Here is a 19,987-nt window from a genome sequence, read left to right on the forward strand (position 1 = left end):
CGTTGTTGCGCCCGCTGTTGGGCATCCTGATCGCAAGCCTGAGCAGCGGAGCGTACGCCGCTGATGAACCCGTCGCGGCAGACGACATTTCTGCACGCTTCGAGGCGCAGATAAGACAGATCGAGGCACTCAAGCGCGAGCTGGCGCGCCAGGAGGCGGCGCTGTTCGACCTCAAGCATGAGGTCGACCTCGAGCGTCGCGGGCGCGGCGTGGCCCCGACCGCGGGTTCGGAGCGACCGGTGCAGGTGGCACAGGCACAACCCGCGCAGGCTCAACCAGCGCAGCCGGTCGGCCAGGCGCCTGAGGCACCCGACCGGCCGCCTGCGGTGGCGCCGATCTTCGAGCAGCCCGGGGTGTTGACTCCGCCCGGCAAGTGGATCTTCGAGCCCTCGCTGCAGTATTCCTATTCCTCGAGCGACCGCATCGCCCTGGTCGGCTACACGGTGATTCCCGCAATCCTGATCGGCCTCATCGACGTGCGTAACGTCAAGTCGAACTCGCTCACCGGGACGCTGGCGCTGAGAACCGGGCTGACGAATCGCTTCGAACTCGAGGCTCGCGTGCCCTACGTCTATCGATTCGACAACACCCGCGGACGGGAGATTTTTACCGGCAGTGCGGGCGACGACATCTTCACCGACGTCGACGGCAGCGGTATCGGCGACGTTGAGCTGATCGGACGCTATCAGCTCAATGACGGCGGGGGAGACTCTCCCTATTACATCGCCTCGTTGCGCTTCAAGACCCGCACGGGCACGGACCCCTTCGAGGTGCGCTCGAGTTTCCTGGCTGATGGCGCCCGCATTGCGGCGGTCCAGGAGGAGTTGCCGACAGGTTCGGGCTTCTATTCGGTGACGCCCGGGCTGACCGTGCTGATTCCCTCGGATCCGGCGGTGTTCTTCGGCGGCATCAGCTACCAGTACAGCTTCAAGCGTAGCGGCGTGAAGCCCAACGTGGTGCCGGCCGAGGCTGCGGCGGTTTATGACGAGATTCAACCCGGCGGTGTCTTCGGCTTTAACTTCGGCATGGGCCTCGCGCTGAACGAGCGCTCCTCCTTCAGCATCGGTTACGACCATCTCTCGGTTGGTCCGACCAAAGCTCGGCTGGACAGCGGTGAGCGGGTTCCGGGCGTGCGCGTGCAGCTTGGCACGCTGCTTCTGGGGTATTCGTACAAGATCGACAACACGCGGACGCTGAACCTGTCGCTGGGTGTCGGCGTCACGCGTGATACACCGGACGTGCAACTGACCTTGCGCATGCCCTTCACGCTCTGATGGCTGGAGCGCCCCTCGGGGCGCTTTTTTGCCTCAGCGCATCAGCGAGGCGCGGTTGAGCGCCTCCTGCATCGACTGCTGCAGGCGCATGCCGCGCATCATCTCGGCGCTGTTGATGGTGGCATTGATTGTCGTCACGGTCTGGATGCTCTGGTTGTCCAGCGAATTCTGCACGATGGTGGCGAGCGAGGTCGCGGGCAGCGAAACATTAAGGCCGTTGTTGATCCCGTTCTGGATCACCGCGACCGTCGAGCCCGCCGCCATGGCCTTGGCGGTGATATTGCCAAGGTCCTCGACGCGCAGATGGGTCGTGCTCTGCAGCACGCCATTGATCAGCACGGCACGTTCGATGCCGAAGCTCATGCGCAGGCCGCTGGGAGCGACGAAGCCGCCCCGCAGCGTATCGAGCTTTGCTGACGGCAGCGCCGCCGAAGCAAGCAGATCAGCGCCGGCGTGATCAGTCTTGTCGGCGGAGGTTGCGTCGGTGCCGGCGGCGCGAAGGCGCGCCTTCGTCTGTGTCAGTGCGACCGACTCCCCGGCCAGCGTCGTCGAGAGCGCGGTCAGTTTCTGGCGAATCTCCTCAACCTTGACGATGATGGCCGTGACGTCCGGGACGGAGGCTTCCGCGGACGGGAGCGGCGCGTCGTCCGCGCTCCGGTCGGCTTGTTGCTCCGGTCCCGCCAGCCCTTCGCGTGAGAGGATCGCGGCCAGTGGCTGGATGCGCGCGTCGACGACCTCGGCTGCGTGCTCGGCCCGCTCAGGCGCGCGGGCCGGCTGCTGAACGGCCGGGCTGCGGAAAACATCCAGGTCTCCCGACCAGGGGTGCTCGATCAGACGTGCCGCGCGGACTTCAGCGAGTCCGGAGCCCGTCAGGGAAAGGCCCACGATCAAGGCGATGGCGGCAATGCGCGGGTGCGGTGCGGCATGCATGGTCGGCCTCCGGTCGCTTTAAAAGTCCACCAGGCTGTGCCGCGTCAGCGCATGAATCACGGTGCCGTCGCGCTGGGCCTGAAGCGGCGCATTGGGCCTGATCCGCCAGTCCTCGACGCGGTTGAACCGTGCCAGCTCAATGCGGTTCGCGACCAAGAGCAGGATGTTGTTCATCCAGTAGCGTTCGAAGTCCGCCCGTGGCATGACACGCGTGCCCATTGCGGGGTCGCCGAGCAGCACATCGCGATCGCGCACGCCCTTGATCACAACGAAGTGCGCATAGCCGTTCTCCTGGATCAGCACGATGGCCGGAACACCCGCTTGCGCGAGTTGGTCCAGCGTGCCTTCGATGCCGCGCGCGTCGAAGCCGTGACTGTCGAGGTAATGCTTCATGTCGAGCATCGAGAAGCCTTCCGCCCGGATCTTCTCCTGATTCCCGCGCTCGAACATGGCCTGAAACACGCTCGCCTCGTCCACCGGAAGGCCGTAGTGGTGAGTCAGCAAGGTTGCAAGCGCGGCGGAGCCGCAGCTGAAGTCGTACTGCTGGCGCAGGGTCGCCAGGAAGCGAGCGTCCTTCATGCTCACCACCGGCATTGCCACGTTGCCACCGAGCGGCGTAACCATGCTTGGCCGCTCCGCCAGCACGGAGCCTGCGGTCAGCCAGAAAAGGGTCGCCATGGCGAGAACCTGGCGACAGTGCATGCCGAGCGGGATCATCATCCTCTCCGCTAGCGGACCTCGACGTTGAGGATGACGGCATTCTGGATCAGCACGCCGTTTCCTGAATTCTGGATCAGCATCGGCATACCGGACGTGTTGGCCAGCGCGCCGTCCGATACCACATTGTGTCCAGTGACCAGATCGTAAGCCTGAACTTCGCTGACCGAGCCGACTGCACGTATCTCGCTCAGGTGGGTGTCAGCGCCACCGCGTTGTGTCTCAAGGACGTCGCTGCCTATCGCCTGCTGGGCAAAAAGGTGCCCGGCAGCGGCATTCGGAGGCGGCGTGTCTTCGGCATGAGCAGTGCCCGGCGAGGAACAGGTGAAGGCGAGCGCCACGCCCAGTGCGATCAGTGGCAAAGCGGATCTCATGATGGTTCTCCTTGCCAATCGTGCGCGTAAGAGCCGGACGGCAGGGCCGTCCGGCTCCCATGCCTGCCTTAACGGTTGAGACTCAGGTTGGCCTGCACGTTGGCGCTTTGCTGCACGAGTGCGCCGATCCCGCTGTTCTGCGCGCTGATGATGATGCCGGCGCCGTTGGTGAAGGCGGTGTTGATGTTGTTCGACATGTCGAACGTACCCGCCGTCACGCTCACGCCACCGCCACCGCCGCCGCTGCCACCGGTGCCGCCGTTGCCGTTGCCGCCGGTGCCGCTGCCGCCTGCCAGCGTGCCGCCACTGCCGCCGGCGCCACCGGTGCCGCCGTTGCCCGCACCGCCCGCACCACCGGCTCCGCCGGCTGCGTCACCACCGCCGGCCGCACCACTCGAGGCCGTGCTGGTGCCACCGCCGCCGGTCGCATTGCCGCCGTTCGCGGTACCGCTGGTAGCCGTGCCGCCGTTGCCGCCTGCGGCCGCGCCGCCTGTGGCCGCGCCGCTCATTGCGACGCCACCGTCGCCGCCGTTACCGCCCGTGTTGCTCGCCGTACCGCCAGCGCCACCGGTACTGGTGGCGTCCCCGGTGGCTGCGCTTGCCATGCCGGACGAGCCAGAGCCGCCTGACGCGGAGTTCGTGCCGCCATTGGCCGTACTGGCGGCCCCGTTGGCCGTGGCGCTGCCATTGGCGTTGCCGCCAGTGCCACTACCTCCGGCGCCCGCTGCGCTCGCGGTCTGGGTGTTGCTGCCGCCGTTGGCGGTGGCGTCACCGGTGGTGCCGCCGGTGGAGTTCGCGGTGCCTGCCGTACCGCCCGCACCGCCGGTTGCCGAAGCCATGTTCGAGGCATCGGCCTGACTGCCACCGGTTTCGCTGGTGGCCGAGGCCTCGGCGCCAAATGCGCTACCCCAGGCTCCGCCACCGCCCGCGCCGCCACCATCGGCACCGCTGCCACCTGCCGAACTGCCGGCAATTGCCGAGCCGACCTTGCTCATGTTGCCCGCGCCGCCGGATCCACCTGCACCCCAACCGCTACCAGCGACGGCGCCGCCGGCTGCAGAACCGTCGCCACCGACCGACGTGGTGCTGCCTGTTCCGCCCATGGCCTTGCCGCCGTAGGAGTTGCCGGAGTCGGCCGATGCGCCGACCTTGGCGTCGGCGTCCCCGCCGCCCTTGGCCATGGCATTGCGTGCATTGCCGCCTTCGCCACCAGCGCCACCGCTTGCACGGCCGGTGTCGGCATCGCCGCCGCTCGCCTTTCCGCCGCTGCCAGCGGCCACGAAGCCGGTATTGGCATCGCCGCCGCTAGCCTTGCCACCATCGGCATGGGCGCCGGCGTAACCGCTGTCGGCATCACCGCCCGCCGCCTTTCCGCCACGTGCGCCGTCGCCGCCGTTGCCGCCCCAGGCCATGCCGCCATCTGCACCGTTGCCGCCATAGGCGTCACCGCCGCGGGCCTTGCCGCCGTCGCCGCCATAGGCCTTGCCGCCGTCGCCGCCGTTGGCGCTGCCGAAGTTAACCGCCGAGTTTCCCAGCCCATGGACACCGATCCGCGACACCGAGCCGTCCAGCTTGGACATGGCTACCGCGGTGCTGGTATTGAATGCGTTGTCGATGCTCGAACTCGCCGACGCGCCGTTGTTGGCTGCCGTGCCATGATCGAGAGCCCAGGCGAGGCCTTCGTTGTTGCGGTTGCTGCCCTGGCTGTTGTCATTACTCTCGGTGCTCGACGTACTGTTGTCCGTCTTCGCGTATGCACGGGAGTACTCGTTGGCCATTGCGCCCGTGCCACTCTGTGCCGATGATGCGCTCGCGTTCTGCGTGACCGGCCCTGCGATGGCTGCGGCGGACACCTCGGTCTCGGTAGAGGTCCCGGTGGTCGTGATGGTATTGGTCGGGTTCGCGGTCGCTTGCGATGCGAAGCCGAAGGCGAGGGCAATGGCACTCGCGATGTATTTCATTTTCATGGTGATCTCCGTTCGACGCCCGGAGGAGGGCGCGGCCGTTCAGGCCGCGCCTCCCGGGTCGGTTCAGCGATTGAGACTCAGGTTGGCCTGCACGTTTGCGCTTTGCTGGACGAGGGCACCAATCCCGCTGTTCTGGGCGTTGATGATGATGCCGGCACCATTGGTGAAGGAATTGGCAATGGTGTTGCCCATGTTGAACGTGCCCGCATCGACGCTGACTGTTCCGCCTTGGCCGCCTGCACCACCGGAACCACCCTGGCCGCTGCCGCCGCTCGCGGCGCCTGCGGTAAGCGTGCCGCCGGAGCCGCCCGCGCCGCCCGTGCCACCCTGGCCCGCGCCGCCGGCGCCACCTGCACCGCCGGTGGCCACACCGCCAGTCGCATCGCCGCTGCTGGCCGTGCTTGTGCCGTCGCCGCCGGCGCCGGCGCCACCGGTTGCCGCACCGCTGCTGGCCACGCCGCCGGCACCACCGTTCGCGTTCCCGCCGCTGGCGTTACCACTGGTTGCAGCGCCGCCAGCACCACCGAGGCCCGCGGTGTTGGTCGCGGTGCCGCCGTTGCCGCCGTTGCTCGCGCTGTTGCCGGCATTGGCTGCGGCTTCGCCCGAAGTGCCGGTGCCGGCCGTCGAGGTATTGCTGCCGCCGGTGCCGTTGGCTTCGCCGCCCGTGGCCGCCGCGCTCGACGTAGCCGCGCCACCGGTACCGGTGCCGGCACCCGCGGTCGCCGTCGCGCTCTGGTTATTGCTGCCGCCCGCGGCCGAGGCTGCGCCGGTCGTGCCGCCCGCCGAGGTCGCGGCACCGCCGGTGCCGCCGGCGCCACCGTTGGCCGTCGCGGCGTTGCTTGTGTTCGCACTAACGCCGCCAGTCGAGCTCAGGCTGACCGCCTCGCCCGACTCGGTCGTGGCCGGCACGCCGGTCGCTGTTGCCGTGGCGGAGGATGCCTTCGCGCCAGCACTGCCACCATCGGCGTAACCGCCGTCGGCTCCGCTGCCACCGGCCTTGCTGCCGGCCATCGCGTCGCCGACCGAAGACTTGTCGAAGGCGCCCGCGTCGCCGCCACTGCCTTTGGCGTTGCCGCCCGCCGCGAAGTCGATTGCCTTGCCATCGCCGCCGATCGCCTTGGTGCCGCCCACATAGCCACTGGCATTGCCGCCGCCAGCCTTGCCCGAATCGGCACTGGCACGCACGGACCCGTCAGCATCGCCACCGCCACCAGCGAACGCCTTGCTCGCATTGCCGCCGTCGCCGCCGCTGCCGCCGCGGGCGTTGCCCGAGTCGCCGTCGCCACCATAGGCATTGCCGCCACCGCCGGCCAGCACGCCGCCCGAGGTCGCATCGCCACCGCTGCCGCGACCGCCATCTGCAGATGCCTTCGCATTGCCGCTGTCGGCATCGCCACCGAATGCCATGCCGCCGGATGCACCATTGCCACCGTCGCCACCAAAGGCCTTGCCGCCGCTCGCGCCGTTGCCGCCCGTGGCGTCGCCGCCGTAGGCTTTGCCGCCGTCGCCGCCGGAGGCCTTGCCGCCGTCGCCGCCATTGGCATTGCCGGCGTTGAAGGCGCTGTTGCCGAGGCCGTGTACGTGGATCTTCGTGACCATGCCGTTCAGCCTGGATAACGCGATCGCCTTGCTGGTGTTGAACGCGTTATCGATGCTCGACGTCGCAGTTGCGCCATTGTTGGCCGCCGTGCCGAAGCCGCTCGCCCACGCCTTCCCGGCGTTGTCGCGGTTGTCGCCCGCGCTGTTGTCATTGTCCTCATTCGTGGTGGTGCTGCTGTCCGTCTTCCACACTGCCGTCGAGTACTCATTTGCCATCGCGCCGGAGCCGCTCTGGTCCGATTGTGCTGTCGCAGTCTGGTCTACCGAGCTGGCATCGCCGGTCAGGGTGTTGGTCGGATTTGCTCCGACTTGTGTCGAAAAACCAAAGGCAAGCGCAAGCGCGCTCGCAAGCAGACTTCGTTTCATGGCGTCCTCCACTGATCGATGACAGGACGCTGCGAAGCGCAGGGCCCTGCCGAGCGCTTTGAGCATGGAGCGTACCAGCGGCCGGGAAGCCGCTCCCCGCCTGGGGTGCGGGGGCGGGCGGGCGATCATGCGAGAAGACGGTGCGCGATCTGGCGTGCGAAGCTGTACAGGGCTGTATCGGAATGAAGGGGCCAGTACGGTGCCGGATGGCGCGCAAACCCGCATGCCGACGGGGATTGCGGGGAAGGCAGGCCTCAAGGGCGACTGTATCCATACCGTTACAGCCATGGGCACGGGCAGACGGCGCCAGCGTCGCGCGATACCTTGCGCGCAGCCTGAATCCGCTATCATTCGCCGACTCGACGATGCCGGCCGTCCCGCTGCCGGCATCCGCAATCCGGAGATCTGCATGGCCGTCAATCTGAGTACCCCGAATCCCGCCGATCTGCTGCCGGTTGCCGGCGTTCGCTTGGGCGTTGCCGAAGCGGGGATCCGCAAGGCGAATCGTCGTGACCTGACGGTCATCGAACTGGCCGAGGGCAGCCGTGCTGCAGGTGTTTTCACTCGAAACCGCTTCTGCGCCGCGCCGGTGCAGGTGTGCAAGACGCATCTCCCGGGCGGCGAGATCCGGGGGCTGGTGATCAACACCGGCAATGCCAATGCCGGTACCGGCGAGCCGGGTCTGGCCGCCGCGCGCGAGACCTGCGCGGCCTTGGCGAAGCAAATGGGCATCCGCGCCGAACAGGTGCTGCCGTTCTCGACCGGTGTGATCCTCGAGCCGCTACCGGTCGACCGACTGATCGCCGGCCTGCCGAAGGCGATCGCCGACTTGCGTGCCGATGGCTGGTTCGACGCCGCGCACGCGATCATGACCACCGACACCCTGGCCAAGGCCGTGTCGAAGCAGGTGCAGATCGGTGGCCGCACCGTCACCCTGAGCGGCATCAGCAAGGGCGCGGGCATGATCAAGCCGAACATGGCGACGATGCTCGGTTTCCTCGCGTGCGATGCCGCCGTGGCGCAGCCGGTGCTCGAGGCGTTGGTCGGGGAGGCGGCCGACCTGTCCTTCAACAGCATCACGGTCGACGGCGATACCTCGACCAACGACTCCTTCATCCTGATCGCGACCGGCAAGGCCGGCAATGCGGAGATCACGGCGGCGGAGGGAGGCGACTACCAGGCCCTGCGCGATGCAGTCGTCGAGGTGTCGATTGCGCTGGCGCAGGCCATCGTGCGTGACGGCGAGGGCGCGACCAAGTTCATGACGATCGCGGTCGAAGGCGGCAAGGATCGCGACGAATGCCGCAAGGTCGGCTACGCGGTGGCGCATTCGCCGCTGGTGAAGACTGCCTTCTTCGCCTCCGATCCCAACCTGGGCCGCATTCTGGCCGCGATCGGTTATGCCGGCATCGACGACCTGGACGTGTCGAAACTGCGCGTCTGGCTGGGCAATCCGGAGGAAAGCGTGCTGGTGGCCGAGCACGGCGGGCGTGCCGCGTCGTATGTGGAAGAGGCGGGTTCGCGCATCATGAAGCACGCCGAACTCACCGTGCGCATCGACCTTGCCCGCGGCAACGCGGCGGCCACGGTGTGGACCTGCGACTTTTCCTATGATTACGTGAAGATCAACGCGGACTACCGCTCCTGATCATCCGCTTCAGCGGCGGGCCGGGCGGCCTGCCTCATCCGACTCAAGGCCGGTGTACGCTCGAACGAGGGACGCCGGCCTTGTCTTGAGCGGTCGTGTCAGTGGAGGACCCGCGGCACCGCCAGCATGAAAGGCGGGATGACCGCATCGAAATGATGGCCGTCGCCGGCCACCATCTGGTAGCTGCCGTGCATGGTGCCGACCGGCGTCTCCATCACGCAGCCGCTGGTGTAGCGAAAGCTCTCGCCCGGCGCCAGGGTCGGCTGTTCGCCGATCACGCCCTGCCCGTGCACTTCCTGCACCTTGCCGTTGCCGTCGGTAATGATCCAGTGCCGGCTCAGCAACTGGGCCGGCTCGCGGCCGGTGTTGCGGATGGTGATGTGATAGGCGAAGACGTAGTGGTCGTCTTCCGGCCGGGACTGCGGGGCGATGTGCTCGGCGACTGCGCTCACTTCGATGTGGTAGCGCGCGTCAGGGGTCTCTGGGGTGCTCACGTCGTTTGTTCTCTGTTTCGCGGGGGGTAAGCGTTAAAATAGCACTTTTGCCCGGAATCACCGCTATGTCCCAAGCCGCCCCGTCTCCGCTCACCGCCCTGTCTCCGCTCGATGGCCGTTATCACGGCAAGGTGGCAGGCCTGCGCGACCACTTCTCCGAACACGGCCTGATCCGCAACCGCGTGAAGGTCGAGGTCGAATGGCTGAAGGCGCTGGCGGCTGAGCCGAAGCTGGCGGAGATCGCGCCCTTCTCGGCGGCGACCGTCGCCGAGCTCGACGCCGTGGTGGCGAACTTCTCGACCGATGACGGCGAGGCGGTGAAGGCGATCGAGGCCACCACCAATCACGACGTCAAGGCCATGGAATACTGGCTCAAGAAGCGCCTCGGCCACAACGCCGAGGTGATGAAGGTGTCGGAGTTCATTCACTTCGCCTGCACGTCCGAAGACATCAACAACACCTCGCACGCGCTGATGCTGGCAGAAGGCCGCGACCGCGTGCTGCTGCCGGCGCTCGATGCGGTGATCGCCCGCTTCCGCGAACTCGCCCATGCCCTGGCCGACCTGCCGATGCTGTCGCGCACCCATGGCCAGCCCGCCAGTCCGACCACCCTCGGCAAGGAGATGGCCAACATCGCCGCGCGCCTGATGCGCGCCCGCGCGGTGATCGCCGGAGTCGCGATGACCGCCAAGTTCAACGGTGCGGTCGGCAACTACAACGCCCACCTGTCGGCCTGGCCCGAGTTCGACTGGGAAGGCTTCAACCGCCGCTTCATCGAATCCCTGGGCCTGACGTTCAACGAATACACCATCCAGATCGAACCGCACGACGCCATGGCCGAACTCTTCGACGCCATCGCCCGCGCCAACACCATGCTGATCGACGCTTGCCGCGACATCTGGATGTACATCTCGCTCGGCTACTTCAAGCAGAAGCTGAAGGAAGGCGAGGTCGGCTCCTCGACCATGCCGCACAAGGTCAATCCGATCGACTTCGAGAACGCCGAAGGCAACTTCGGCATCGCCAATGCCGTGCTCAAGCACTTCTCCGAGAAGCTGCCGATCTCGCGCATGCAGCGCGACCTCACCGACTCCACCGTGCTGCGCAACATGGGCGTGGGGTTCGGCCATACCGTGCTGGCCCTCGACAGCTGCCTGCGCGGGCTGGGCAAGCTTGAAGCCGATCCGGCGCGTCTGGCGGCCGACCTCGACGAATGCTGGGAAGTGCTGGCCGAGCCGGTGCAGACCGTGATGCGCCGCTACGCCATCGAGAATCCTTACGAGCAGCTGAAGGCCATGACCCGCGGCAAGGGCATCACCCGTGACGCGCTGCACGACTTCATTCGCACGCTGGCCATCCCCGCCGAGGCGCGCGAGCATCTGCTGGCGATGACGCCGGCGAGCTACGTCGGAAAGGCCGCCGAGCTGGCGCGCCGCATCTGATCGCGACAGGCATGGGGCCTTCCGGGCCTCCATGCTGAACGAATCTTGCGCCACCTGCGGGTGGCGTTTTCAATCCAGGAGAACCCGATGGCTTTCGCTGACAACCTCAAGACCCTTCCCGGCGTGTCGCACCTGGCCGCGCTGAACCTGATCGATGCCGCCGACGCGGTCGTCGCCACGATCGAGAACAAGCCCGGCCAGGCCGGTTCGCTGCTTGTCTATAACCACCTCGCCCAACTCTACGGCGCGATCAGTCCCGAGGCCGCGCGGAAGGGGCTTGAGCTGTACGCCGAACACACCGAGGATGCTCGCGCTCACCCGGGCAAGCATCCCAACATCGACCGCCTGGTCGGTCTCATCGAGCGTGGCGAGACGCTCAAGGTGAAGCAGGTGTTCGCGGTCTGAGGCATCGGAGATCCCGCTTGGCGGCGGGATCGCGGCTGTCGCACGCAGTAGAAACAAAAAAGGCGCCATCGGCGCCTTTTCTGCTTCGGGAGGAGCGGTTCAAACCACCGCCTCTTCCTTCTCCTGCTTGGGTTTCACGAACTGTTCGCGCTTCATGCCGAGCCAGATCGCCAGCGGGCTGGCGACCAGCACCGATGAGTAGATGCCGAAGCAGATGCCGATGGTCAGCGCCAGCGCGAAGTAGAAGAGCGTCTCGCCGCCGAAGATGAGCATCGACAGCACCATGATCTGCGTGCTGCCGTGGGTGATGATGGTGCGCGAGATGGTGCTGGTGATGGCGTGGTCGACCACCTGTTCGGTGGTGTAGCCGCGCTTCTTGCGGAAGGTTTCGCGTACGCGGTCGAAGATCACCACCGACTCGTTCACCGAGTAACCCAGCACCGCCAGCGTGGCCGCCAGCACCGCCAGCGAGAATTCCCACTGGAAGAAGGCGAAGAAGCCCAGGATGATGACGATGTCGTGCAGGTTGGCGATGATCGTGGCGACACCCAGACGCCACTCGAAGCGCAGGGCCAGATAGATGACGATGCCGATGATCACCAGCAGCAGTGCCATTGCGCCATCGCTGGCGAGCTCCTTGCCGACCTGGGGGCCGACGAATTCGACGCGGCGCAGTTCCGGCGCGGGGGCCCCCATCTTGTTTAGGGTGGCCATCACGCGGTCGGCGATGCCGTTGCTGTCGATGTCGTCGCGGTTGGGCAGGCGGATCAGGACGTCGCGTGCGCTGCCGAAGTGCTGCACAAGGATGTCGGTGTTGCCGTCGGCCGCCAGTGCAGCGCGGATCGGCTCGAGTTGCTGGGCTTCGGCGTAGGTGACTTCGACCAGCGTGCCGCCGGTGAACTCTACCGACAGGTGCAGGCCGCGGGTGGCGATGAAGAACACCGCGAGCAGGAAGGTGGCGAAAGAGATCGCGTTGAACACCAGCGAGTGGCGCATGAACGGGATGTCTTTCTTGATGCGGAAGAATTCCATGATTGTGTTTCCCTAGTCCCGTGCTCAGTCGTTACCCGGTTTCCAGACCTGGCCGATGGACAGGCTGTCGATCTTGCGTCGGCGGCCGTAGATGAAGTTGATCAGCATGCGCGACACCAGGATGGCGCTGAACATGGAGGTCAGGATGCCGAGACAGTGCACCACGGCGAAGCCGCGCACCGGACCCGAGCCGAACACCAGCAGGGCGATACCCGCGATCAGGCTGGTGACGTTGGAGTCGAGGATGGTGCCCCAGGCACGGTCGTAGCCGGCGGCGATTGCCGCCTGCGGGCTGGCGCCGTTGCGCAGTTCGTCGCGGATGCGCTCGTTGATCAGCACGTTGGCGTCGATTGCCATGCCCAGCGTCAGTGCCATGGCGGCGATGCCCGGCAGCGTCAGCGTGGCCTGCAGCAGCGACAGCAGCGCGACCAGCATCAGCAGGTTGGCGGCCAGCGCGATCGACGAAACGACGCCGAACAGCGCGTAGTAGGCGCACATGAACACGGCAATGGCGAGGAAGCCCCACAGGGTGGAGTTGAAGCCCTTCTCGATGTTCTCCGCCCCCAGGCTCGGGCCGACGGTGCGTTCCTCGATGATCTCCATCGGCGCGGCCAGCGAGCCGGCGCGCAGCAGCAGGGCGACGTCATTGGCTTCGGTGGTGGTCATGCGGCCCGAAATCTGTACCCGTCCGCCGCCGATCTCGCTGCGGATCACCGGCGCGGTCACGACCTCGCCCTTGCCCTTCTCGATCAGCAGGATCGCCATGCGCTTGCCCACGCTCTCGCGGGTGACGTCACGGAAGATGCGCGCGCCGGCAGCGTCCAGCGTCAGATGGACGGCGGCTTCGTTGGTCTGGCCGTCGAAGCCGGGCTGGGCGTCGGTGAGGCGGTCGCCGGTCAGCACCACCTGCTTCTTCACCAGCAAGGGCGAGCCGCCGCGTTCGGTGTACAGTTCGGTGCCGAAGGGAACGCTGCCGTTGAGGGCCTGTTCGAGCAAGCCCGGCGTGTCGTCCACCATGCGCACTTCCAGCGTCGCCGTGCGGCCGAGGATGTCCTTGGCCTTGGCGACGTCCTGCACGCCCGGCAACTGAACCACGATGCGGTTGGCGCCCTGCTGCTGGATCACCGGCTCGGCGACGCCGAGTTCGTTGATGCGGTTATGCAGGGTGGTGATGTTCTGCTTGATGGCGAAGTCGCGCATCGTCTGCTGCGCTTGCGCGGTCAGCGTGGCGAGCAGCTTGAAATCGTCGGCGCCGTCGTTGCGCTCGGTCAGCTGCAGTTCGGCTGTGCTGTCCTGAATGGCGCGACGTCCGGCTTCGCGCTGTACGGCGTCGCGGAAGCGCACGATGACGGTGTTGCCCTCCCGGGTGATGCCTGCGTGGCGCACGTTCTTGTCGCGCATCAGCGTGCGCAGGTCACCGGTGGTCGCGTCGAGGCGCTTGGTCAGCGCGCCCGGCATGTCGACTTCGAGCAGGAAATGGACGCCACCGCGCAGGTCGAGCCCGAGGTACATCGGCAGCGCGTGGATCGAGGTCAGCCAAGTGGGCGATGCTGGCAGCAGGTTCAGCGCGACGACGTAGGACGGGTCACTTGCGTCGGGGTTGAAGGCGCGCTCGATCGCGTCCTTCGCGCGCAACTGGATGTCGGTGCTGGCGAAGCGGGCACGCACGCTGCCCGGGTCGGAGAAGACGCCGTCGTGCTCGATACCGGCCTCCTTCAGCACACTGGCGACGCGATCGGAGACGACCGTGGCGTCGAGCTTGAGCGTGGCCTTGGCGCTGGACACCTGGACTGCGGGGACCTCGCCATAGAAATTGGGCAGGGTGTAGATCAGGCCCCAGATCAGCACGAGGCTGATGAGGAGGTTCTTCCAGAGAGGGTAGCGATTCATCGTCGGCGGCAAACAGTATTGCGCCGGCCACGGCCGCCATCCGTATTCTCAGGCGGGGCCATGTCCGGCGTTGCCCGCAGCCGGGATTGCCCGGCCGGAGCGGCAATGGGATTACAGGGACTTCAGCGTGCCCTTGGGCAGCACGGTGGCCACGGCCTGCTTCTGCACGGCGACCACGGTGTTTGCAGCGACTTCGACCTGCACGAAGCTGTCGCCGACTTCGGTCACGCGACCGGCAATGCCGCCACCGGTCACCACTTCGTCGCCCTTGGCCAGGGCTTCAACCATGGCCTTGTGTTCCTTGGCGCGCTTCATCTGCGGACGAATCATCAGGAACCACAGCACCACGAACATCAGAATCAGGGGCAGCAGTCCCATCAGGCCACCGCTGGGGTCGCCGCCCGCGGCTTGGGCATAGGCATTGGAAATCAGCACGTCTATTACTCCGGGTTAGCGAAAAAAGCGCTCGATTATATCAGTTGCCGGGGAGCTCCCCGGCCGGGTGAGACGCCGGTCGGGGCGTCGGGTTCATTGCGTGCCGGTGGCACGTTCGCTGCGGAAGCGCTGCACGTAGGCGTCGAACTGGCCGTTGGCGATGGCGTCGCGCAGCTCCGAAGTCAGCGTCTGGTAGTAGCGCAGGTTGTGCACCGTGTTGAGCATGCTGCCCAGGATTTCCCCGGTGCGGTGCAGGTGGTGCAGGTAGGCGCGGCTGAAGTTGCGGCAGGTGTAGCAGTCGCAGGACGGGTCGAGCGGACGGGTGTCGGCCTTGTGCACCGCGTTCTTGATCTTGATGTCGCCGTAGCGGGTGAACAGCCAGCCGTTGCGTGCGTTGCGGGTCGGCATCACGCAATCGAACATGTCGATGCCGGCGGCGACGCCGTCGACGATGTCCTCCGGCGTACCCACGCCCATCAGGTAGCGCGGCTTGCCCTGCGGCAGTCGCGGCGCGGTATGGGCGAGGATGCGCGCCATGTCCTCCTTCGGTTCGCCCACCGACAGGCCGCCGATGGCGAAGCCGTGGAAGCCGATCTCCTCCAGTGCGGCTTGCGACTCGTCGCGCAGGTCCTCGTACATGCCGCCCTGGACGATGCCGAACAGTGCATTCCTGTTCTCGAGGCGATCGAACTCGTCGCGCGAGCGCCTGGCCCAGCGCTGCGACAGCCGCATCGACTTGGCGGCCTCGTCACGGGTGGCGGGGTAGGGCGTGCATTCGTCGAAGATCATCACGATGTCCGAGTTCAGCACGGACTGGATCTGCATCGAGATCTCGGGTGTCAGGAACAGCTTGGCGCCGTCGATCGGGCTGGCGAACTTGACGCCTTCTTCCGTGATCTTGCGCAGCGCGCCCAGGCTGAAGACCTGAAAGCCGCCCGAGTCGGTGAGGATGGGCTTGTCCCAGCCCATGAAGCGGTGCAGGCCCTCGTGGGCGCGGATGATGTCCAGTCCCGGTCGCAGCCACAGGTGGAAGGTGTTGCCCAGGCAGATCTGCGCGCCGATGTCGGAGAGCATCGCAGGCGTCATCGCCTTGACCGTGCCATAGGTGCCGACCGGCATGAAGACCGGCGTTTCGACCACGCCGTGGGTAAGCGTCAGGCGGCCGCGGCGGGCGCCGCCATCGGTGGTGAGGAGTTCAAACTGCATCGTTCTCTGCTTCGTTTCTGCGGGTGAGGAACATCGCGTCGCCGTAGCTGAAGAAGCGATAGCGCTGCGCGATGGCGTGGGCGTAGGCGCCGCGGATACTGTCCATGCCGGCAAAGGCGGAGACCAGCATCAGCAGCGTGGATTTGGGCAGGTGGAAGTTGGTGACCAGCGCATCGACCACCTGGAAGTGGAAGCCGGGCAGGATGAAGATCTCGGTCTCGCCGCTGCCGGCTTCCAGCGGTCCGTCCTGTGCGGCGGCCTCGAGCGCGCGCATGCTAGTGGTGCCAACCGCGATCACGCGTCCGCCTGCAGCGCGGGTCGCTGCAATCGCGTCCACCGTTTCCTGCGGGATCACGTAGCGTTCGCGATGCATGCGATGCTCGCCGAGGTCGTCCACCCGCACCGGCTGAAAGGTGCCGGCGCCGACGTGCAGCGTGAGCCAGGCGCATTTCGCACCGCGCTCGGCGATGCGGGCGAGCACGCCTTCATCGAAGTGCAGGCCGGCGGTGGGCGCTGCGACCGAGCCGGGCTCGCGCGCGAACACCGTCTGGTAGCGGCTCTCGTCCTCGGCGCCTGCGGCGCGCTGGATGTAGGGCGGAAGCGGCAGCTTGCCGTGGCGCTCGAGCAGTTCGAACAGGTTTTGACCAGCCGGAAAACGCAGGTGATAGAACTCGCCCACGCGCCCCAGTACCTCGACGTCGAAGGCGTCGGCGAGGCGCAGGATGCCGCCGGTTCTGGGGGACTTGCTCGCGCGCACCTGGGCCAGCGCTTCGTGGGGGCCGACGGCGCGCTCGATCAGGACTTCGACCTGGCCGCCACTGGCCTTCACGCCAAACAGGCGCGCATGGATCACGCGGGTGTCGTTGAACACCAGCAGGTCGTTGGGACCGACGAATTCGGGCAGGTCCGCGAAGCTGCGGTCCAGCAGTGCGTCGGCGCCCCCTTCGGCCGGCTGTACCACGAGCAACCTGCTGGCGCTGCGCTCGGCCAGGGGGGCCTGGGCGATCAAGTCGGGCGGAAGGGGATAGTCGAAATCGTTCAGCGTCAATGGCATGGGTGTCTGCGGTCCGGATCGGGGGCTCGCCCGCTTGCTGCGATGGCCGTTATTCAGGGATAATGCGCGCCTTCCCTGCCGGGATGGCGGAATCGGTAGACGCAGCGGATTCAAAATCCGCCGCCGCAAGGTGTAAGGGTTCGAGTCCCTTTCCCGGCACCATCAATAAAATCAAATACTTAGAGTGATGTCTTCCTTGTCGGAAGTGCGCATTCTAGGTTTTTTGCAGCACTTTTGCAGCACTCGCGCAGTATCTGCCGATGTGGTGCCTATACCTCGCCATCATTCGTTCTGATGGAGCAAGGTTATGGCCAGTATCGTGAGGCGCGGGGACTACCAGTATCAGGTCACCATCCGCCGCAAAGGTTTCCCCAAACAGTGCAAAACTTTCGAGTCTGAGCGCGAAGCGAGAGATTGGGCGAAGGTTGTCGAATCCGAGATGATTCGCGGCGTGTTCACTGATCGAAGCGAGCTTGAACGAACGACGCTCGGTGAACTGCTTGAGCGCTACGGAGACGAAGTCACCGTAGAAAAGCTCGGCGCCAGGCAAGAGAAGGGGCGCATCCGTCATTGGATGTCCCACCCGCTGGCCAAGAGGAGCCTAGCGAGTCTGCGGTCGAAAGATTTTGCGGACTACCGTAACGCGCGCCTGAAAGTGGTCAGTGCGCACACTGTTCGGCTCGAACTCGCCTTGATCAGTGCAGTCTTCAATCACGCGGCTAAGGATTGGTCAATGCCGCAGCCGAACCTGGTCAAGGGTATTCGGCCTCCGAAAACGCCCCCTGGTCGTGACCGTCGCTTGATTGGTGACGAGGAAGACCGGATCCTGGCCGCAGCCGGGAAGGCGCGCGCCTATCCGCACATGCTGGTCGCCGCTATCGAACTGGCCGTTGAGACAGGCATTCGAGAAGACCGTCTGGCAACTATGCGCTGGAGTCAGGTCAACCTGCAAAAGGGCGTCGTCAAGGTCATGACGAAAGACGAGCTCCATGAGCAGGAGCTGGTGTCGGTTCCGCTCTCGATGCGCGCGCTGCAGATTCTGGAGTCGTTGCCGAGGGATATCTCGGGCAAGGTGTTTGGTTGTGCTTTCCCGACGGGCAATGTCCTCGGAAAGGCCTTCGAACGCGCTTGCAAGCGAGCCAAGATCGAGGACCTGCGATTTCACGATTTGCGGCATGAAGCGGCGAGCAGGCTTGCTCCCCACATGCCGATGGTGACCCTGGCGAAGATCATGGGCTGGAAGACTGTTCAGATGGCCATGCGCTACTACAACCCAACTGATGACGAACTCGTTAAGGCAAGGCGGGCTGCTGCTTAAGGCAAGCGAGGGAGGACCAGGCGGAAGACATTTTCACCGGGAGGAAGCATTCGCGGTTCGGAAGCGGAGCAGTCATGGTGGCCTTGCCCTGAGGTGGCAACCGCACGACGCGTGAGATGCATGTCCAGGAGACGTTTCAGGATCATGCTAGCTGTCGACTTCGTGCAGTGGAAGAAGTCAGACGCGTGTATCTGAACGTCTCCATGCGCGATCTGTTTAGAGCGAAATCCGCTCCCCGTGGCTGACCTTGCTGACGTAGAAAAGGTAGGGCAGCTCACCTCGATAACCGCGCTCCCGAGCGTGCTGAAATAGTGTCCAGCTCTGGACTCGAACCCCATGAAAACCCGGTTGCCGGGCAATCCTTGCCAGGGTTTCGGAGAGGGGGCCGTGATCGTGTTTGTGCAGTTGCACATCGAATAGCTGATAGAGCTCGGTCATCTCCGCTTTCGAGCGTCTCCACGTCCACCGCGCAGTGCACCGCTCTCGGTGTCGAAGGAGCTCGTAACCGAGCCAAGTCAGGCGCGGTTTGGCGGTCACATCCCGGAGCTTCTCCCGCTCCGTGACCGGACCGTTTCCAGGGCTGACCAGGAGCAACCACTCTGCCAGCGCAGCCCCCTCCGGGGCGTAGAGCACGAGCAGGCTGTTTGCGAGTCCTTTGTTCTTCCGGGTGATCCGTTGCGAGGGTGTGCAGCCGATACCGTACAAGTCGTGGAATTTCCTCGCTAAGGACAGCACTTTGTCTGCGGCGATGGTGCCGGCGATGTAGCGGAAATACCCGCGAGTGACGCCGTCAAGTGTGCGTGACAGGGCGGCGGTCTTGTTGGTCGAGAGCGGGGTTGAAGCGGGCATGAAGCATCTCCGTAGGGGTGGGCAATCTCCGTATAGCGAATGGCGCACGGTGAGGCGGTGAGTCCCGGGAACCCGCGTGGTTTCAATGTGAGTGGATCGAGCGAAGCGAGAGATATTGATGTTCCAAGGAACGGCAGACGCAAAGTGCTGCCGATCGCTATATGGAACAGGTAAACGGCAGGCGGCGCCTGCGACACGGCGCCGGTTCATCTGAGCTGCGGCGGTCTGCCCGAAGCGTCTTCATCCGAGCGCGATTCGGGCAGACCGCCAGCTGCAAGAAACACACAGGCCGAAAGGCCGCGTCGGGTCGCCAACCCGACAGTTACAAGCCCGCCAGGCTTGTAACAAGCAAATGCTGAAGCGCAGTGCCTCTAATCGGGCTCGCTGCGCTACGCTGGGCGCTGGGGGGTGTAACTCCCCCCTTCGACCCAATCCGAATCCAAGCCGCCCCATCCCCCGATGGGGCGAGGCAACAGGGCATGTTGGGCGACCGTGAAACGGCGCACTGGAGGAAATGCCGGTGTGACCTGGTTGCATGTGAAAGTCGGTGGCAGTCCGACCCGGGGGGCGTATCGGAAGAGCGCAACCCGTGCCACACAGGATGGCTTTTGAGCGCGTCATGAGGCGCGAGGGTATCAAGGCGAAAGCTGGCGATACCGGCACCTGCGGAAACGCGGGGTCAATGGATAGCTCAAACCTGTAACCGCCCCTATGGAGGGGGCGTTGTGGAGTTCCGAAGAGCCACAGGCACTGAGCCGTGGTTCGTAGTCGATGACGCACACGATGAGTACCCGAACTGCTCTGGAACATCGAGTCGGGGAAATCCAAGGAAAGCCGGAAGGCTAGTCGTGATGCTGAGGCAGTGGCGCTTCGGAGCGCAGTAGCAGCAATCTAAACGGGGAGTCTCTTTCCGGATGCGATCGGGTGGCACCGTCGTGGATGAAGGAAAGAGAGGGAGACTCGGTGAGTAGGGTTTGACCGATCGGG

17 protein-coding genes and 1 tRNA gene are annotated in these 19,987 nt (G+C 65.6%); 6 read left to right on the top strand and 12 right to left on the bottom strand.

Annotated elements, in window-relative coordinates:
* Positions 1-2 precede the first annotated feature (2 nt).
* Complete coding sequence (locus tag AC731_RS18590; protein WP_237266567.1) at positions 3-1,274, top strand: acetate kinase; 1,272 nt, start codon at positions 3-5, stop codon at positions 1,272-1,274.
* A gap of 33 nt (positions 1,275-1,307) precedes the next feature.
* Here the strand turns inward: AC731_RS18590 and AC731_RS18595 are convergent, their stop codons facing one another.
* The 5 genes from AC731_RS18595 to AC731_RS18615 form a co-directional block, all read right to left on the bottom strand.
* Positions 1,308-2,204 (bottom strand): hypothetical protein, encoded by an 897-nt coding sequence (locus AC731_RS18595; RefSeq protein WP_048708392.1) that lies wholly within the window; start codon positions 2,202-2,204, stop codon positions 1,308-1,310.
* Between the two features lie 18 nt (positions 2,205-2,222).
* Positions 2,223-2,924 (bottom strand): C39 family peptidase, encoded by a 702-nt coding sequence (locus AC731_RS18600; RefSeq protein WP_053085851.1) that lies wholly within the window; start codon positions 2,922-2,924, stop codon positions 2,223-2,225.
* A gap of 8 nt (positions 2,925-2,932) precedes the next feature.
* Positions 2,933-3,295: a hypothetical protein gene (locus tag AC731_RS18605; protein ID WP_004264797.1), complete on the bottom strand. Its 363-nt coding sequence runs from the start codon at positions 3,293-3,295 to the stop codon at positions 2,933-2,935.
* Between the two features lie 68 nt (positions 3,296-3,363).
* Positions 3,364-5,262, bottom strand: a complete 1,899-nt coding sequence (locus AC731_RS19980) for a hypothetical protein (RefSeq protein WP_048708393.1) — start codon at positions 5,260-5,262, stop codon at positions 3,364-3,366.
* A 63-nt stretch (positions 5,263-5,325) separates the two neighbouring features.
* Complete coding sequence (locus tag AC731_RS18615) at positions 5,326-7,293, bottom strand: hypothetical protein (protein ID WP_237266568.1); 1,968 nt, start codon at positions 7,291-7,293, stop codon at positions 5,326-5,328.
* Between the two features lie 343 nt (positions 7,294-7,636).
* Between AC731_RS18615 and argJ the strand changes: the two genes are divergently transcribed.
* Positions 7,637-8,875 (top strand): bifunctional glutamate N-acetyltransferase/amino-acid acetyltransferase ArgJ, encoded by a 1,239-nt coding sequence (gene argJ, locus AC731_RS18620; protein ID WP_048708395.1) that lies wholly within the window; start codon positions 7,637-7,639, stop codon positions 8,873-8,875.
* Positions 8,876-8,973: 98 nt separating this feature from the next.
* On the opposite strand, the gene apaG is transcribed toward argJ, so the two are convergent.
* The gene (gene apaG, locus AC731_RS18625; protein WP_004292081.1) at positions 8,974-9,369 is read right to left on the bottom strand and encodes a Co2+/Mg2+ efflux protein ApaG; all 396 of its coding nucleotides are present in this window, start codon (positions 9,367-9,369) and stop codon (positions 8,974-8,976) included.
* Positions 9,370-9,434: 65 nt separating this feature from the next.
* Here apaG and purB point away from each other — a divergent pair, with 65 nt between their 5' ends.
* The gene (gene purB / locus AC731_RS18630) at positions 9,435-10,811 is read left to right on the top strand and encodes an adenylosuccinate lyase (protein WP_048708396.1); all 1,377 of its coding nucleotides are present in this window, start codon (positions 9,435-9,437) and stop codon (positions 10,809-10,811) included.
* A gap of 87 nt (positions 10,812-10,898) precedes the next feature.
* Positions 10,899-11,216, top strand: coding sequence for a DUF2322 family protein (locus AC731_RS18635; protein ID WP_048708398.1), 318 nt, complete (start codon positions 10,899-10,901; stop codon positions 11,214-11,216).
* Between the two features lie 99 nt (positions 11,217-11,315).
* Here the strand turns inward: AC731_RS18635 and secF are convergent, their stop codons facing one another.
* From secF to queA, 5 genes are all read right to left on the bottom strand, one after another.
* Positions 11,316-12,248, bottom strand: a complete 933-nt coding sequence (gene secF / locus AC731_RS18640; RefSeq protein WP_004292075.1) for a protein translocase subunit SecF — start codon at positions 12,246-12,248, stop codon at positions 11,316-11,318.
* A gap of 24 nt (positions 12,249-12,272) precedes the next feature.
* Positions 12,273-14,138 carry a protein translocase subunit SecD gene (gene secD, locus AC731_RS18645; protein ID WP_048708400.1) on the bottom strand — a complete coding sequence of 622 codons (1,866 nt, stop codon included), beginning with the start codon at positions 14,136-14,138 and terminating at the stop codon, positions 12,273-12,275.
* Between the two features lie 111 nt (positions 14,139-14,249).
* Positions 14,250-14,573: a preprotein translocase subunit YajC gene (gene yajC, locus AC731_RS18650; RefSeq protein WP_004292070.1), complete on the bottom strand. Its 324-nt coding sequence runs from the start codon at positions 14,571-14,573 to the stop codon at positions 14,250-14,252.
* Positions 14,574-14,666: 93 nt separating this feature from the next.
* Complete coding sequence (gene tgt / locus AC731_RS18655; RefSeq protein WP_048708402.1) at positions 14,667-15,779, bottom strand: tRNA guanosine(34) transglycosylase Tgt; 1,113 nt, start codon at positions 15,777-15,779, stop codon at positions 14,667-14,669.
* Positions 15,769-16,833, bottom strand: a complete 1,065-nt coding sequence (gene queA, locus AC731_RS18660; RefSeq protein ID WP_048708404.1) for a tRNA preQ1(34) S-adenosylmethionine ribosyltransferase-isomerase QueA — start codon at positions 16,831-16,833, stop codon at positions 15,769-15,771. Before queA ends, tgt begins: the two co-directional genes overlap by 11 nt.
* A gap of 77 nt (positions 16,834-16,910) precedes the next feature.
* Between queA and AC731_RS18665 the strand changes: the two genes are divergently transcribed.
* A tRNA-Leu gene (locus tag AC731_RS18665) sits at positions 16,911-16,995 on the top strand.
* Between the two features lie 145 nt (positions 16,996-17,140).
* Positions 17,141-18,151 carry a tyrosine-type recombinase/integrase gene (locus tag AC731_RS18670; RefSeq protein WP_048708406.1) on the top strand — a complete coding sequence of 337 codons (1,011 nt, stop codon included), beginning with the start codon at positions 17,141-17,143 and terminating at the stop codon, positions 18,149-18,151.
* A gap of 216 nt (positions 18,152-18,367) precedes the next feature.
* On the opposite strand, the gene AC731_RS18675 is transcribed toward AC731_RS18670, so the two are convergent.
* The gene (locus AC731_RS18675) at positions 18,368-19,000 is read right to left on the bottom strand and encodes a hypothetical protein (RefSeq protein WP_053085852.1); all 633 of its coding nucleotides are present in this window, start codon (positions 18,998-19,000) and stop codon (positions 18,368-18,370) included.
* Between the last annotated feature and the right edge of the window lie 987 nt (positions 19,001-19,987).

Origin of the sequence: Thauera humireducens (genome assembly GCF_001051995.2) — a bacterium.
Taxonomy (GTDB): domain Bacteria; phylum Pseudomonadota; class Gammaproteobacteria; order Burkholderiales; family Rhodocyclaceae; genus Thauera; species Thauera humireducens.